The sequence below is a fragment of the Streptomyces coerulescens genome (assembly GCF_042657965.1).
GTDB classification, from domain to species: Bacteria; Actinomycetota; Actinomycetes; order Streptomycetales; family Streptomycetaceae; genus Streptomyces; species Streptomyces coerulescens.
Genome location: NZ_JBHSKM010000043.1, coordinates 211,389 through 224,826, shown reverse-complemented (window position 1 = coordinate 224,826; position 13,438 = coordinate 211,389). Strand labels below are relative to the sequence as shown.

Annotated in this window: 16 protein-coding genes; 13 read left to right on the top strand and 3 right to left on the bottom strand. The window is 70.7% G+C overall.

Annotated elements, in window-relative coordinates; translation table 11 throughout:
• Positions 1-62 precede the first annotated feature (62 nt).
• Genes ACFPQ9_RS37420 through ACFPQ9_RS37400 form a run of 5 tightly spaced genes read left to right on the top strand, consistent with a single transcriptional unit; the run spans position 63 to position 4,780 of the window.
• On the top strand, positions 63-971 hold the full coding sequence (locus tag ACFPQ9_RS37420; RefSeq protein WP_380863370.1) for a DUF58 domain-containing protein: 909 nt from the start codon (positions 63-65) through the stop codon (positions 969-971).
• A gap of 28 nt (positions 972-999) precedes the next feature.
• Positions 1,000-1,950 carry a VWA domain-containing protein gene (locus ACFPQ9_RS37415; protein ID WP_380863368.1) on the top strand — a complete coding sequence of 317 codons (951 nt, stop codon included), beginning with the start codon at positions 1,000-1,002 and terminating at the stop codon, positions 1,948-1,950.
• A 25-nt stretch (positions 1,951-1,975) separates the two neighbouring features.
• On the top strand, positions 1,976-2,869 hold the full coding sequence (locus tag ACFPQ9_RS37410; protein ID WP_380863366.1) for a S1C family serine protease: 894 nt from the start codon (positions 1,976-1,978) through the stop codon (positions 2,867-2,869).
• A 13-nt stretch (positions 2,870-2,882) separates the two neighbouring features.
• Complete coding sequence (locus ACFPQ9_RS37405; protein ID WP_380863364.1) at positions 2,883-3,551, top strand: response regulator transcription factor; 669 nt, start codon at positions 2,883-2,885, stop codon at positions 3,549-3,551.
• Complete coding sequence (locus tag ACFPQ9_RS37400; protein ID WP_380863362.1) at positions 3,548-4,780, top strand: sensor histidine kinase; 1,233 nt, start codon at positions 3,548-3,550, stop codon at positions 4,778-4,780. The genes ACFPQ9_RS37405 and ACFPQ9_RS37400 overlap by 4 nt, the downstream gene beginning before the upstream one ends.
• 33 nt (positions 4,781-4,813) lie before the next feature.
• On the opposite strand, the gene ACFPQ9_RS37395 is transcribed toward ACFPQ9_RS37400, so the two are convergent.
• The gene (locus ACFPQ9_RS37395; RefSeq protein ID WP_346182974.1) at positions 4,814-5,488 is read right to left on the bottom strand and encodes a lysophospholipid acyltransferase family protein; all 675 of its coding nucleotides are present in this window, start codon (positions 5,486-5,488) and stop codon (positions 4,814-4,816) included.
• Positions 5,489-5,854: 366 nt separating this feature from the next.
• Between ACFPQ9_RS37395 and ACFPQ9_RS37390 the strand changes: the two genes are divergently transcribed.
• The 3 genes from ACFPQ9_RS37390 to ACFPQ9_RS37380 all read left to right on the top strand — a co-directional run bounded on the left by ACFPQ9_RS37390 (position 5,855) and on the right by ACFPQ9_RS37380 (position 8,145).
• The gene (locus tag ACFPQ9_RS37390; RefSeq protein WP_380863359.1) at positions 5,855-7,018 is read left to right on the top strand and encodes a glycerophosphodiester phosphodiesterase; all 1,164 of its coding nucleotides are present in this window, start codon (positions 5,855-5,857) and stop codon (positions 7,016-7,018) included.
• A 74-nt stretch (positions 7,019-7,092) separates the two neighbouring features.
• Positions 7,093-7,602, top strand: coding sequence for a sigma-70 family RNA polymerase sigma factor (locus tag ACFPQ9_RS37385; RefSeq protein WP_380863357.1), 510 nt, complete (start codon positions 7,093-7,095; stop codon positions 7,600-7,602).
• 45 nt (positions 7,603-7,647) lie between these two features.
• Positions 7,648-8,145, top strand: coding sequence for a GNAT family N-acetyltransferase (locus ACFPQ9_RS37380; RefSeq protein WP_380863355.1), 498 nt, complete (start codon positions 7,648-7,650; stop codon positions 8,143-8,145).
• Here ACFPQ9_RS37380 and ACFPQ9_RS37375 read toward each other — a convergent pair.
• The gene (locus ACFPQ9_RS37375) at positions 8,135-8,572 is read right to left on the bottom strand and encodes a hypothetical protein (protein ID WP_380863353.1); all 438 of its coding nucleotides are present in this window, start codon (positions 8,570-8,572) and stop codon (positions 8,135-8,137) included. The two genes, ACFPQ9_RS37380 and ACFPQ9_RS37375, sit on opposite strands and share 11 nt — an antisense overlap.
• On the bottom strand, positions 8,553-8,912 hold the full coding sequence (locus ACFPQ9_RS37370) for a hypothetical protein (protein ID WP_272114697.1): 360 nt from the start codon (positions 8,910-8,912) through the stop codon (positions 8,553-8,555). Before ACFPQ9_RS37370 ends, ACFPQ9_RS37375 begins: the two co-directional genes overlap by 20 nt.
• 69 nt (positions 8,913-8,981) lie before the next feature.
• On the opposite strand from ACFPQ9_RS37370, the gene ACFPQ9_RS37365 reads away from it, so the two are divergent.
• The 5 genes from ACFPQ9_RS37365 (at position 8,982) to ACFPQ9_RS37345 (ending at position 13,424) form a co-directional block, all read left to right on the top strand.
• Complete coding sequence (locus ACFPQ9_RS37365; protein WP_380863350.1) at positions 8,982-9,629, top strand: HAD family hydrolase; 648 nt, start codon at positions 8,982-8,984, stop codon at positions 9,627-9,629.
• Between the two features lie 326 nt (positions 9,630-9,955).
• Entirely contained in the window at positions 9,956-10,993 is a 1,038-nt protein-coding gene (locus tag ACFPQ9_RS37360; protein ID WP_380863348.1) for a methionine ABC transporter ATP-binding protein, read from the top strand.
• The gene (locus tag ACFPQ9_RS37355) at positions 10,990-11,715 is read left to right on the top strand and encodes a methionine ABC transporter permease (RefSeq protein ID WP_380863346.1); all 726 of its coding nucleotides are present in this window, start codon (positions 10,990-10,992) and stop codon (positions 11,713-11,715) included. Before ACFPQ9_RS37360 ends, ACFPQ9_RS37355 begins: the two co-directional genes overlap by 4 nt.
• 75 nt (positions 11,716-11,790) lie before the next feature.
• Positions 11,791-12,624: a MetQ/NlpA family ABC transporter substrate-binding protein gene (locus ACFPQ9_RS37350; RefSeq protein WP_380863344.1), complete on the top strand. Its 834-nt coding sequence runs from the start codon at positions 11,791-11,793 to the stop codon at positions 12,622-12,624.
• Positions 12,625-12,785: 161 nt separating this feature from the next.
• The gene (locus ACFPQ9_RS37345; protein WP_380863342.1) at positions 12,786-13,424 is read left to right on the top strand and encodes a GNAT family N-acetyltransferase; all 639 of its coding nucleotides are present in this window, start codon (positions 12,786-12,788) and stop codon (positions 13,422-13,424) included.
• The last annotated feature ends 14 nt before the right edge of the window (positions 13,425-13,438 follow it).

The following is a 13,438-nucleotide window of genomic DNA, read 5'->3' as shown; positions in this document are numbered from 1 at the left end:
GCCCCACCCGCGCAGTCCCAGAGTCGCGAACTCACGGGACGCACTCAAGAAGGTAGGGCGGCATGACCCCAACCCTCAGCGAACTCACGCCCGAACAGGCCCTGAAACACCTGGAGTTGCTGTTCACCCGGCACCCGTACGGCCTGCTCCAGGGCGACCATTCCGGCCTGCTGCCCGGGCCCGGCGGCGAGGTCGCGGAGACCCGGCCGTACATCATCGGCGACGACGTGCGCCACATGGACTGGAACGCCACCGCCCGCACCACCGTCCCGCACGTCCGCCTCACCCTCGCCGACCGCGAACTCACCACCTGGATCGTGCTTGACGCCTCCGCGAGCATGGACTTCGGCACCGCACGGATGGAGAAACGGGACCTCGCGGTGGGTGCGGCGGCGGCCGTCGCGTTTCTCACCGAGCGCGCCGGGAACCGGCTCGGCGCGCAGCTCACCGGGCCGTACGGCATCCGGCGCATCCCGCCCCGCACCGGGCGGCGGCAGCTCCTCACCATCCTGCGCGCCGCCCTCGACCGGCCGCGGGTGGCACCCGGCGTCCCCGAGCACACGCTGGCCGACGCCCTGCGTGCGCTGCGGGTGCTGCCCGCGCCCGGCCTCGTCGCCGTCGTCTCCGACTTCCTGGAGACCGGCTGGGAACGCCCGCTGCGCACGGTCGCCCGGCGCCACCAGGTCCTCGCCGTCGAGACCGTCGACCCGCGCGAGCTGGCACTGCCCGACGTCGGCCTGCTCACCGTCGTCGACCCGGAGTCCGGACGCCGGCGCGAGATCCCCACCCATGTCCGTGGGCTGCGCGAGCGGTACGCCGCCGCCGCGCTGGAGCAGCGGGCCCTGATCAAGCGGTCCATCAGCCGCGCGGGCGCCGGACACCTCAGGCTCCGCACCGACCGGGACTGGGTGCGTGACGTCGTGCGGTACGTGGAGGACCAGCGACGCCGTGCGGGAGGCGGTGCCGCGTGACACCCATCGGCGCGGGAGAGGAGGAACCATGGGCCTGCGTTCGCCCGGCTGGCTGCTGCTCCTGATACCCCTCGCCGTCCTCGTCGCCGCGTACGTCCTGACACAGCGCGGGCGCGGCCGGTACGCCGTCCGCTTCACCAACCTCGACCTGCTGGACAAGGTCGCCCCCAGCCGGCCGGGCTGGCGCAGGCATCTGCCCGCCGGGGTCTTCTGCGCCACCCTCGGTCTGCTGGTCGTCGGCTTCGCCCGGCCCACGGCCGACGTCCAGGTGCCGCGCGAGCGGGCCACCATCATGGTCGCCTTCGACGTCTCCGGCTCCATGGAGGCCACCGACGTCGAACCCACCCGCATGGAGGCCGCCAAGCGAGCCGCCCTGACCTTCGTCGACCGGCTGCCCGAGCGGTTCAACGTCGGGCTCGTACCGTTCAGCGGCACCACCACGGTCGCCGTCCCGCCGACCACGGACCGCGAGGTGCTGCGCCGGGCCATCGAGACGCTCACCCCCGGCCAGGCCACCGCGATCGGCGACGCGGTCATCGCCTCGCGCGACGCGATCCGGCGCCTGGACCGGCAGGCCGAGACCGACCCGCCGCCCGCCCATGTCGTGCTGCTCTCCGACGGCGCCAACACCTCCGGACGCTCGGTGGAGTCGGCGGCCGAGGAGATCGCCGCCGACCGCATCCCGGTCTCGACGATCGCGTACGGCACCGAGGACGGGATCGTCGAACTGCCGGGCGGCAACGTCCTGCGGGTCCCCGTCGACGGCCCCGCGCTGGAGGACCTCTCGACCCGCACCGGCGGCGACTACCACGAGGCCGCCTCCGGAGCGGAACTGGAAGCCGTGTACGAGGACATCGGCAGCTCCGTCGGCCATCGCACCGAGGAACGCGAGATCTGGCAGTGGTTCGTGGCCGGCGGGCTCGTCACCGCGCTGATCGCGGCCGCGATGTCGCTGCTGTGGTTCTCGCGCCTGCCGTGACATCACCCCTGGAGGTGCAACGACCGTGACCGACCCGTCCCCTCCCGATGCCCGCCCCGGCCTGGGCACGCCGCGCGGCCCGTCGTTCGTGCCCGGCCGCCCCCTGGACCGCCGGGCCCCGAACCCGCCCGCCACACCGGTCACATCGCTCCCGCCGACCTCGTACGCCACCCCGCCACCGTCACCCCCACGGACACCGCGCACCACCCGGCCCCTCGTCGCCACTCTCCTTGCCGCCGCCCTCGCGGGCGGTCTCGCCGGCTACGCGGCCGGGACGCTCGGCGACGACGACCCCGCCGCCCCGGCCGCCTCCCGCGCCTCCGGAGACCTGGAGGCCGTGGCCGCGCGAGTCCTGCCCAGCGTCGTCTCCGTCCGCACGGACGACGGACAGGGCTCCGGGTTCGTCTTCGACGAGCGGGGCCGGATCCTCACCAACGCCCATGTCGTGGCCGGGAGTTCACATGTCCGGGTCGAGTTGCAGGACGGCCGCCGACTCAGCGCGGAGGTGATCGGCGACGACCCCGCGCACGACGTGGCCGTCCTGGAGCCGGAGACCTCGCGCGGACTGCGGGCCGCCGAACTCGCCACCGGCACCCGGCCCGCCGTGGGCGACACCGTCCTCGCCATCGGCTCCCCGCTCGGGCTCAGCGGCACCGTCACCTCCGGCATCGTCAGCGCCCTGGACCGCTCGGTGCGCCTCGGCGACGACGGCGGACAGCGCCGCGCTCTGCAGACCGACGCCTCGATCAACCCGGGCAACTCCGGCGGACCCCTGGTCGACGACGCGGGACGGGTCATCGGCATCAACACGGCCATCGCGACGTTGGACCAACAGAGGGCCGGCTCCATCGGCATCGGCTTCGCGATCCCCGTGGCCGACGCGGCGACCGCCGCCCGCACCATCATCGACGGAGGATGACAGGGGGCAGATCATGCGACTGCTCGTGGTCGAGGACGAGGAGGACCTGGTCGTCGCGCTCAAGGTCGGCCTGGTCAGGGGCGGCTACGCCGTCGATGTCGCCCCGGACGTCGACACCGCCACCGAGAAGCTCGCCGTCAACGAGTACGACCTCGTCCTGCTGGACCTGAACCTGCCCGACGGCGACGGCTTCACGGTCTGCCGCGCCATCCGCGCCACCCCCGGCGGACCCCGCATCCTGATGCTGACCGCCCGCGACCGCCTCGCCGACCGGGTGCGGGGCCTCGACGAGGGAGCCGACGACTATCTCGTCAAACCCTTCGCCCTGCCCGAACTGCTCGCCCGTATCCGCGCCCTCCTGCGCCGCGAGGACGGCGGCACCGCGGTCGTCGAGGTCGGCCGGCTCCGCCTGGACACCGCCCGCTTCGAGGCGTACCGCGGCGAACGCCGGCTCCGGCTCACGCCCAAGGAGTTCGCCGTCCTGCACTACCTGATGACCCGCCCCGGCCGTGTCGTCCCGGCCGAGGAACTCCTCGAACACGTCTGGGACGAGTACGCCGACCCCTTCACCAACACCGTGCGCGTCACGGTCGGCTCCCTGCGCCGCAAGGTCACCGGTGAGGAGGAGCCGCTGATCGAGACGGTGATACGGCAGGGCTACCGGCTGAAGGAGACGCCATGAAGCTGCCGTCGCCGAGGATCCCGCGGCGGATCCGGCTCCCCGCCTTCACCCACACCATCCGCTTCCGTCTCACCGTCCTGTACTCCGGACTGCTCTTCGTCCTCACCGCCCTCGTCCTCGGCGGCACCTACCTCGCCGTCGAACGCAGTGGCGAGGCACGCCCCGTCACCAAGCAGTTCTCCGTCACCAAGATCGTGAACGGGCGGGAGGTGGGGGAGTTCGACGCCGTCAAGGTCGCCGAGGTCGAGGCCGCCGTGAACTACGAGACCCTCGCCAACCTGCGCGGCTTCTCCTTCGCCGTGCTCGGCGGCGTCGCCGTCGCCAGCCTCGCCCTCGGCTGGATCCTCTCCGGCCGCGCCCTGCGCCCGGTCCGCGCCATCTCCCGTACCGCCGCCGAGATCCAGGCCACCGACCTCTCCCAGCGCATCCATCTGCAGGGACCGAAGGACGAACTGCGCGACCTCGCCGACACCGTCGACTCCATGCTCGACCGGCTCGACGAGGCCTTCCGCGCCCAGCGCCAGCTCATCGACGACGCCTCGCACGAACTGCGCAGCCCGCTCGCCATCATCCGCGCCAACCTGGACGCCGTACTGACCGCCGAGGAGTCCGACGAGGCCGAGCGCCGCACCGCGGCCCGCAGCGTGGACCGTGCGACCACCCGGATGACCCGGCTCGTCGAGGACCTCCTCGCCACCGCCCGCCGCAACGCACCCGCCCTCGCCGACACCGACGTCGACCTGGCCGCCGCGGCGGACGATGCCTGCGAGGAGTTCGCGCCGCTCGCCACCGACCGCGACCTCGCCCTGCGCCGCCGCCTCGCACCCGGCCTGACCGTCATCGGCGACCACGACGCCCTGCGCCGGGCCGTGGGCAACCTGCTCTCCAACGCCGTACGCCTGGCGCCGCCGGGCACGACCGTCACGGTGGCCGCCGGCCGGGCCGGCGCCTGGCTGTGGGCCGCGGTACGGGACGAGGGCCCGGGCATCCTCGACGACGACCAGGCCCATGTCTTCGACCGCTTCTGGCGGGCGAAGGGCAAGGCAGGCCATCGGGACCGGCACGCGGGGCTGGGCCTGGCGATCGTCCGGCAGATCGTGGAGTCGCACGGGGGGCAGGTGCGGCTGTTCTCGAAGGTGGGGGAGGGGTCGACGTTCGTGCTGTGGCTGCCGGCGCCGGGAGCGGAGCACACGAACGGCGGGCCGCCCGAAGGGCAGCCCGCCGTCTGAAGTCCCGTTCCGGCGAAGTCCTGTTCCGAGTGGCTACGCCGCCTCTTTGGCCTTGCTGGCGTACATGTCCACGTACTCCTGCCCCGACAGCCGCATGACCTCCGCCATCACGGAGTCCGTCACCGCCCGCAGCACATACCGGTCCCGGTCCATCCCCTCGTACCGGGAGAACTCCATCGCCTCACCGAACCGCACCGTCACCTTGCGCGGCCGCGGCATCCCCGCCCCGCCCGGCTGGATCTTGTCCGTGCCGATCATGGCGAAGGGAACGACCGGCGCACCCGTCATCAGCGTCAGACGCGCGATGCCGGTACGGCCCCGGTACAGCCGGCCGTCGGGAGACCGGGTGCCCTCGGGGTAGATGCCGAAGACCTGGCCCTCCTCCAGGATGCGCCGCCCGGTCATCAGCGCCGCCACGCCGCCCCGGCCGCCGTCCCGGTCCACCGGGATCATGCCGACGCCGGTGAAGAACCAGGCCATCAGACGACCCTTGAAGCCCTTGCCGGTGACGTACTCGTCCTTGCCGATGAACAGCACCTGACGGTCGCAGACCAGCGGAAGGATCATCGAGTCGATGAACGTGAGGTGGTTGCCGGCCAGGATGACCGGGCCGTCGCCCGGAATGTGCTCCGCGCCCTCCACCTGTGGGCGGAACATCAGGCGCATGATCGGTCCGAGCACTGCCTTGATGAGCGCGAAGCGGGACAACGGGCCCTCCGGTGTCAAGGGATTCGTATGAGTCTGTGCAGGTGAGGACGATACTCGCGGTTCAGGGGGTCCCGCACATCGGGTGGGCCGACTTCACCGAGGTCTTACTCGCCGTTGACGCACCTTTACCTGTGGTGATCCGCCGCCGACCGTCCGTAACGCGCGCGCAATGTGTGACGGACATCGCTCCCGGGCGCCGCCGTACGGGTGCCCCGCGGGTCCGCGACGAATCCGACGTGCCGTCACCTCGCCCTTCTCATGCGACATCCGGAGTCCCCCGCGAGTTATGCCCCAGGTCTCCCCCCTGTCATGGACGCGCACTTACCATCGGCCCGCACCGATGAGGAGAAGGCAGGAAGGGCGCTCATGGGAACCCAGGAGAACGAGCAGACGGCGGTCACCGGACGGCGGATGCTGCTCGGCGCGGCCGTACTCGGCGCGGGCAGCGCGGTCCTCGGGCTGTCCGGTACGGCGAAGGCCGCGGAGGCCCGGCACGGAGGCGGTGGAGTGAAGAGCCTGCCCAAGCCGACGATCATCGGCCACCGCGGTGCCAGCGGCTACCGCCCCGAGCACACCCTCGGCTCCTACCAGCTGGCCCTCGACATGGGCGCGGACATCGTCGAGGCCGGAGACCTGGTGCCCACCAGGGACGGCCATCTGGTCTGCCGGCACGAGCCGGAGATCGGCGGCACGACCGACGTGGCGGACCACCCCGAGTTCGCCGACCGCAGGAAGACGAAGTCCCTCGACGGTGTCGCCACGACCGGCTGGTTCACCGAGGACTTCACGCTCGCAGAGCTGAAGACCCTGCGCGCGACCGAGCGCATCCCGGCCAACCGCCCGCACAACACCCTCTACAACGGCCGCTGGGAGATCCCCACCTTCGAGGAGGTCCTGCGCTGGCAGGACGAGCAGACCCGCAAGCGCGGCAAGCAGGTCTGGATCTACCCCGAGCTCAAGCACCCCACCTACTTCCGCAAGCAGGGCCTCGCCCTGGAGGAGCGGGTCGCCAAGGTGCTGCACAAGTACGGCCGCGACCGGCGGAACTCCCCGGTCATCCTCCAGTCCTTCGAGCCGACCAGCGTCCAGCGGCTGAACAAGCTCGTCGACAACCCGCTCGTGGTCCTGCTCTCCGGCGCGACCTCCCGCCCCTGGGACTTCGTGGAGACGGGCGACCCGCGCACGGTGGCCGACCTGATCAAGCCGGCCGGCCTCAGGGAGATCGCCTCCTACGCCCAGGGCATCGGCCCCACCCTGGACCTGGTCATCCCGAAGGACGCGGCCGGCAACCTCACCACGCCCACCACGCTGGTCGCGGACGCGCACAAGGTCGGGCTGATCCTGCACCCCTACACGATGCGCAACGAGAACCCCTTCCTCCCCGCGAACTTCCGCAAGGGCACCGACGCGGACGCCTACGGCGACGTCTTCGGCGCCTACAGGACCTACTTCGCGACCGGCATCGACGGTGTCTTCACCGACAACCCGGACACGGGCCTGCTGGCCCGCGAGGACTTCGTCAACGCCTGAGCCCCCCGCCCCGATTGGGGTGAGCGTCGACCGCCCGGGCAACCTCCTGCCCGGGCGGCCGCGTCGTGCCGGACATGAGGGACGACCTGGTTTCCGCCCTGCGCCCGCTGCTCGTCGCGGAGGCCCGTGCCGAGGCACCCGCCTCCGGAGCGGAGCCGGGCGACCTGGAACAGGCGGTCTGGCTCCGCCTTCTGGAACGCCTCGACTCCGACGGTCCGCCCGTCGACCCGCCCGCCTGGCTGCGCAGGGCGGTCCGCTCCGAGGCGCGCCGAAGCCGCCGTACGGCCAGACATGAGCGGCCCTACGAGAACGAGCCCGTGGACGACACCGATCGCCACGACCCCGAGCACCTCGCCCTCGCCGCCGCCCGCGGCCGGGCCCTGCGCGAAGCGGTCCGCCGGCTGCCCGGCCGCTGCCCCCGTCTCATGGAGGCGCTCCTCTCCCCGAACGACCTGACATACCGGGAAATCGCGGGGGAGTTGGGTATCTCACAGGGCAGTCTCGGCCCGGAACGTTCCAGATGCCTGGGATGTCTGCGCCGATTGCTCACGCCGGAGGTTGCGGCCCGCGGTGCGCGGGGATAGGAGTGAGGGACGACAGGCGATCAGGTGAGCGGGAGGCGTGCGCACATGGGCATGAGCGTGACCATCTCTGCGGCGACCGAGCAGGACGCGGAGCAGATCTTCAGGTTGCAGTACCTGTGCTTCCAGAGCGAAGCGGCGCTGTATGGGAACTACCGCATCGACCCGCTCGTCCAAACCCTGGACTCCGTCCGGGGCGAGGTGGCCGCGGACTGCGTCTTCGTGGCACGGCTCGGCGAAGAGGTGGTCGGCTCGGTACGCGGCAGCGTCACCGCGGACGGCGCCGCCGCCATCGGCAAGCTCTGCGTCCACCCCCGCCTCCAAGGGCACGGCATCGGCGCGCGGCTGCTGCGCGCGGCGGAAGCGGCCCTGACCGAGCAGCGCGGCGCGAAGAGGTTCCGCCTGGAGACCGGCCACCGCAGCGAGGGCAACCTCCGCCTGTACCGCAAGGTCGGCTACGAGACGGTGGGCACGTCGAAGGGCGCCGACGGGGTCCCGATGATCGTCCTGGAGAAGACGGCCGGCGCCTTCGTCGCTACGGCTTGAGGGTTCGCGCCTTGCGGAGCCAGTAGATGGCCGACAGCGGCAGCAGTACGGGGATGAACAGATACCCCATGCCGTAGTCGGACCACACCGTCGCGTCGGGGAACGCCGAGGGCTCCACCAGGGTCCAGGTACCGACGATCAGTACGCCCGCGAGCTCGGCGGCGCAGCACACCAGCGCCGCCCTGCGGGCCGTTTCGCCCCCGCGCACCAAGGTGTAGGTGATGAAGCCGTACACCAGACCCGCCACCGCCGACAGCGAATAGGCGAGCGGCGCCCGGTCGAACTCCGTCGCGATCTGGTACGCCGAGCGCGACACGGCGCCGACGACCATCACGCCGTACAGCCACACCAGCAGCACCCCGGGCCCGCTGATCAGCCGCGTCGGCTTGTCCTCGGCCACGGCCACCTCAGCCTCCCCAGATGTCATAGAGCCGTACCTCGAGCACGGCCAGCACCACACCGCCGGCGGCGACCGTCACCGAACCCCACTTGGAGCGTTCGGCCAGCGACATGAAGCCCGCGGCCGGAATGCACGCGAACGACCCCAGCAGATAGGCGACGAAGATCGTCGTGCCCTGCTCCGGCTTCTCGCCCCGCGCCAGCTGCACGATCCCGACGACCAGCTGCACCAGGGCCAGCACCGTCACCACGGCCATCCCGATGAAGTGCCAGTCCTTGGTCGGCTGGTCACGGTAGGCCGCCCAGCCGCACCACGCGGCGAGCAACAGCGCGGCGACCCCGGTCACCAGCGTCAGGGCATCAAACATGCGGCGAGCCTATTACGGCCCAAAAGACCTGATGCGGCCGCCCCCGGACGGCACCGTAGGGTCGGGGGCATGAAGATCCGTGCACATGCCCTCCTTTTCGACAACGACGGCACCCTCGTCTCCTCCCTCGCCTCCGTGGACCGCTGCTGGGCGCGGTGGGCCGAGGAGTACGGCATCTCGGAGGAGTTCGGCAGGGTCGAGCTGCACGGACGTCCGGCCGTCGAGATAGTCGCCGAACTGCTGCCCGCCGACATCGTGCCCGAGGCCCTCGCCCGCATCGAGGCGATGGAGATCGAGGACGTACCGAACGACGGTGTGCACCTGCTGCCCGGCACCAAGGCCTTCCTCGGCTCGCTGCCCGCCGACCGCTGGGCCGTCGTCACCTCCGCCACCCGCCGCCTCGCCGAGGCCCGGCTCGACGCCGTCGGCATCCTGCCCAAGACGATGATCACCGCCGACGACATCACCCGCGGCAAGCCCGACCCCGAGCCCTACCTCCTCGCCGCCCGTGAACTGGGCGTCGACCCGGCCGACTGCGTCGTCTTCGAGGACGCCCCCGCCGGTCTCGCGTCAGGTCGCGCCGCCGGCATGACCACCGTGGCGTTGACCACAACCCACCCGGCCCACGAGGTCGACGCCGATCTGGTCGTGAAGGACCTGTCGGCCTTGTCCGCGCTGGTCAACGACGGGGCGGTGGAGATCTCCGTCCGAGGCTGACGCCTGTCCACCGCTGTCCGCAATGCGGACAGCGGTTCTTGGTCACCGCAATACGTCTGATTTACTGATCGCATGACCACGACGAGCTGCCGCACCACTGCGACCGAGGCGACCATGACGCCCGGTGCTCGTTGTATGTGTCGCGTGCGCCGAATGTGCGCCTTCTAGAGGGCCCCCGCACCACTCCCTGAGCTCGCGCCCCGAAGCGAGCCGCCGTGGCACGTCCGTACGCCTCATGCCGTACGAGACCGAGTTGCCCGCGCATGACTTCCCTCCCGTACCAGGGCACACCCACGCCCGCGTACTCGACAGTGACGGAACCCCCTGTGATCACGACATCAGGCCTGACCAAGGTCTATCGCTCACACGGCCGCGAGGTCACCGCCCTCGACGGCGTCGACCTGCACGTCCGCGAAGGCGAGGTGTACGGCGTCATCGGCCAGTCCGGCGCCGGCAAGTCCTCGCTCATCCGCTGCGTCAACCTCCTGGAGCGCCCCACCGCCGGCACGGTCACCGTCGCCGGACAGGACCTCACCGCCCTCGCCGGACGCGGTCCCCGGGCCGGCAAGGAGCTGCGGCGGGCGCGCAGCCGTATCGGCATGGTCTTCCAGCACTTCAACCTGCTGTCCTCCCGGACCGTCCAGGACAACGTCGAGCTGCCGCTCGAAATCCTCGGCAAGTCGGGCAAGGAGCGCTCCGACAAGGCGCGCGAACTGCTCGACCTCGTCGGGCTCGCGGACAAGGCCAAGGCCTACCCCGCCCAGCTCTCCGGCGGCCAGAAGCAGCGCGTCGGCATCGCCCGCGCCCTCGCCGGCGACCCCAAGGTGCTGCTCTCCGACGAGGCCACCAGCGCCCTCGACCCCGAGACCACCCGCTCCATCCTCCAGCTGCTGCGCGACCTGAACCGGCAGCTGGGCCTGACCGTCCTGCTCATCACCCACGAGATGGACGTCGTGAAGTCGATCTGCGACTCGGCCGCGCTGATGGAGAACGGCCGCATCGTCGAGTCCGGCACGGTCAGCGAACTGCTCGCCACCCCCGGCTCGGAACTCGCCTCCGCGCTCTTCCCGGTCGGCGGCGAGGCCTCCGCGGACGACCGCACCGTCGTCGACATCACCTTCCACGGTGAGGCCGCCACCCAGCCGGTCATCTCCCAGCTGTCGCGCACCTACAACATCGACATCTCCATCCTCGGCGCCGCCATCGACACCGTCGGCGGCCTCCAGGTCGGCCGGATGCGCATCGAACTGCCCGGCCGCTACGAGGACAACGTCGTGCCGATCGGCTTCCTGCGCGAACAGGGCCTGCAGATCGACGTACTGGGCCAGGAGCCCGTACTGCTCAAGGAAGGTGCCCAGCTGTGACCTGGTCCGAAATGCAGCCCCTGCTGGAGCAGGCGTGTTGGGACACCCTCTACATGGTCGGCTGGTCCGCCCTCATCGCCGTCGTCGGCGGTCTGCCGCTCGGCATCCTGCTCGTCCTCACCGACCGCGGCGGGCTCCTCCAGAACGTCCTCGCCAACAAGGTCATCGGGCAGATCGTGAACATCGCCCGGTCGATGCCGTTCATCATCCTGATGGTCGCGCTGATGAGCTTCACGCGCTGGGTCACCGGCACGACCATCGGCCGTGAGGCCGCCATCGTGCCGCTCGCCATCGGCGCCATCCCGTTCTTCGCGCGCCTGGTCGAGACGGCCGTCCGCGAAGTGGACGGCGGGCTCGTGGAGGCCGTGCAGTCGATGGGCGGCAACACCTGGACCGTGGTGCGCAAGGTCCTCGTGCCCGAGTCCCTGCCGTCCGTCATCGCCGGCACCACGACCACGATCGTCGCCCTCATCGGCTACTCCGCCATGGCCGGCACGGTCGGCGCGGGCGGCCTCGGCGACATCGCCATCCGCTACGGCTTCCAGCGCTTCGAGACCGAGCTGATGTGGATCACCGTCGCGATCCTCGCCGTCGTCATCTCCCTCATCCAGTCCGCCGGCGACTACGCGGCCCGCTCCCTGCACCGCCGCGGCGGCCAGTCGGGCCCGGCGCCGAAGCTGCGGCTGCTGAAGGCATCGACGGCGACCAGCAAGACCGTCTGAGCCCCGCTCACCGCCCCCAGATCTCCCCGTAACACCACCACGGGGTTGCACCACCCTTTAGGAAAGGCACTTTTCGTGCGTAACACCGCCAAGATCACCACCGCCGTCCTCGCCGCCGGAGCCCTCACCCTCGGGCTCTCCGCCTGCGGCTCGGACAAGGACTCAGGCTCCGACGCGAGCGCCCCGCTGACGGTCGCCGCCACGCCCACCCCGCAGGGCGAGATCCTCACGTACATCAAGGAGAACCTCGCGAAGAAGGCCGGCCTCGAACTCGAGGTCAAGGAGTTCACCGACTACGTGACCCCGAACACGGCCGTCCAGCAGGGTGAGGTCGACGCCAACTACTTCCAGCACCAGCCGTACCTGGACGACTTCAACAAGAAGAACGGCACCGACATCGTCGCCGTGCCGGGCGCCACGGTGCACCTGGAGCCGCTCGGCGTGTACTCCCAGGGCGTCAAGAAGCTGACGGACCTGAAGAAGGGCGCCACCGTCGCCCTGCCGAACGACACCACCAACGAGGCCCGCGCGCTGAAGCTGCTCGAAGCCAACGGTGTGATCAAGCTCAAGGCGGGCGTCGGCTACGAGGCGACCCCGAAGGACATCGCCTCCAACCCGAAGAACCTGAACTTCAAGGAGCTGGAGGCGGCCCAGCTGCCGCGCTCCCTCGGTGACGTCGACGCCGCCGTCATCAACGGCAACTACGCGCTGGAGGCCGACCTCAGCCCTGCCGAGAACGCCCTCGTCGCCGAGTCACCCAAGGACAACCCCTACGGCAACTTCCTCGCCGTGAAGAAGGGCAACGAGGACGACCCGCGCGTCGAGAAGCTCGCCGAGCTGCTGACCTCGCCCGAGGTCAAGAAGTTCATCGAGGACAAGTACGACGGTGCGGTCGTCGCGGCGTTCTAAGAGGTCAAGCGTTATCTGACGGTGCGTTTACCGCGTATCGCCACGCACGGGGTCCACTCCTTCACTTGGTGTGGACCCCGTGGTGCAGTTCAGTGCTTTCATGCTGCATGCTGGGCAGTTCAGCAGGCCTTGAACGTTCGTCGAAGGTTACGGAGCGTCGCATGACTAGCACCTTCCCCAACATCTCCATCAGCACGGAGCGGTTGGTGCTGCGCCCCCTTGACGAGGACGACGTGCCCGCGCTGGCCGAGATGATGAACGACGAACAGGTCGGCGCCTGGACCGACGTCCCGCAGCCCTTCACCGAGGAGGGCGCCCGCACCTGGATCGCCGAGTACGCCCCGACGGAGCGCGAGGCCGGACGCGGACTCGACCTCGCCGTCACCGAGTTCCTCACCCAGCGCCTGGTCGGCGTGGTCCAGCTGACCAAGACGAACTGGCATGTGCGCGCCACCGAGCTGTCGTACATCGTCGCCCCCTGGGCCCGCGGCGAGGGCTACGCCTCCGAGGCCGCGCTCGCCACCGCCCAATGGCTGTTCACCGACCAGAAGTTCGAGCGCATCGAACTGCGCACCGCCGCCGACAACACCGCCTCCCAGCAGGTCGCTCAGAAGATCGGCTGCATCAGCGAGGGCGTCCTGCGCAACGCGTGCATAGCGCACGTCCGCACGGACGACGGCACCTGGGCCGACGTACGCACCGACTTCATCGTGTGGAGCCTGCTGCCGGAGGACCTCGACGGCGCCGGGGAGCAACTGGCCGACAGCGGCGGCTTCACCTCGTTCGGCGAGTGGAACTGACGAAAAACGACCCC

What these genes read in the sequence shown, in the direction of transcription:
- ACFPQ9_RS37420 (WP_380863370.1), top strand. Translation starts at nt 63, where the DNA reads ATGACCCCAACCCTCAGCGAACTCACGCCCGAACAGGCCCTGAAACAC.
- ACFPQ9_RS37415 (WP_380863368.1), top strand. Translation starts at nt 1,000, where the DNA reads ATGGGCCTGCGTTCGCCCGGCTGGCTGCTGCTCCTGATACCCCTCGCC.
- ACFPQ9_RS37405 (WP_380863364.1), top strand. Translation starts at nt 2,883, where the DNA reads ATGCGACTGCTCGTGGTCGAGGACGAGGAGGACCTGGTCGTCGCGCTC.
- ACFPQ9_RS37400 (WP_380863362.1), top strand. Translation starts at nt 3,548, where the DNA reads ATGAAGCTGCCGTCGCCGAGGATCCCGCGGCGGATCCGGCTCCCCGCC.
- ACFPQ9_RS37390 (WP_380863359.1), top strand. Translation starts at nt 5,855, where the DNA reads ATGGGAACCCAGGAGAACGAGCAGACGGCGGTCACCGGACGGCGGATG.
- ACFPQ9_RS37385 (WP_380863357.1), top strand. Translation starts at nt 7,093, where the DNA reads ATGAGGGACGACCTGGTTTCCGCCCTGCGCCCGCTGCTCGTCGCGGAG.
- ACFPQ9_RS37380 (WP_380863355.1), top strand. Translation starts at nt 7,648, where the DNA reads ATGGGCATGAGCGTGACCATCTCTGCGGCGACCGAGCAGGACGCGGAG.
- ACFPQ9_RS37375 (WP_380863353.1), bottom strand. Translation starts at nt 8,572, where the DNA reads ATGACATCTGGGGAGGCTGAGGTGGCCGTGGCCGAGGACAAGCCGACG.
- ACFPQ9_RS37370 (WP_272114697.1), bottom strand. Translation starts at nt 8,912, where the DNA reads ATGTTTGATGCCCTGACGCTGGTGACCGGGGTCGCCGCGCTGTTGCTC.
- ACFPQ9_RS37365 (WP_380863350.1), top strand. Translation starts at nt 8,982, where the DNA reads ATGAAGATCCGTGCACATGCCCTCCTTTTCGACAACGACGGCACCCTC.
- ACFPQ9_RS37345 (WP_380863342.1), top strand. Translation starts at nt 12,786, where the DNA reads ATGACTAGCACCTTCCCCAACATCTCCATCAGCACGGAGCGGTTGGTG.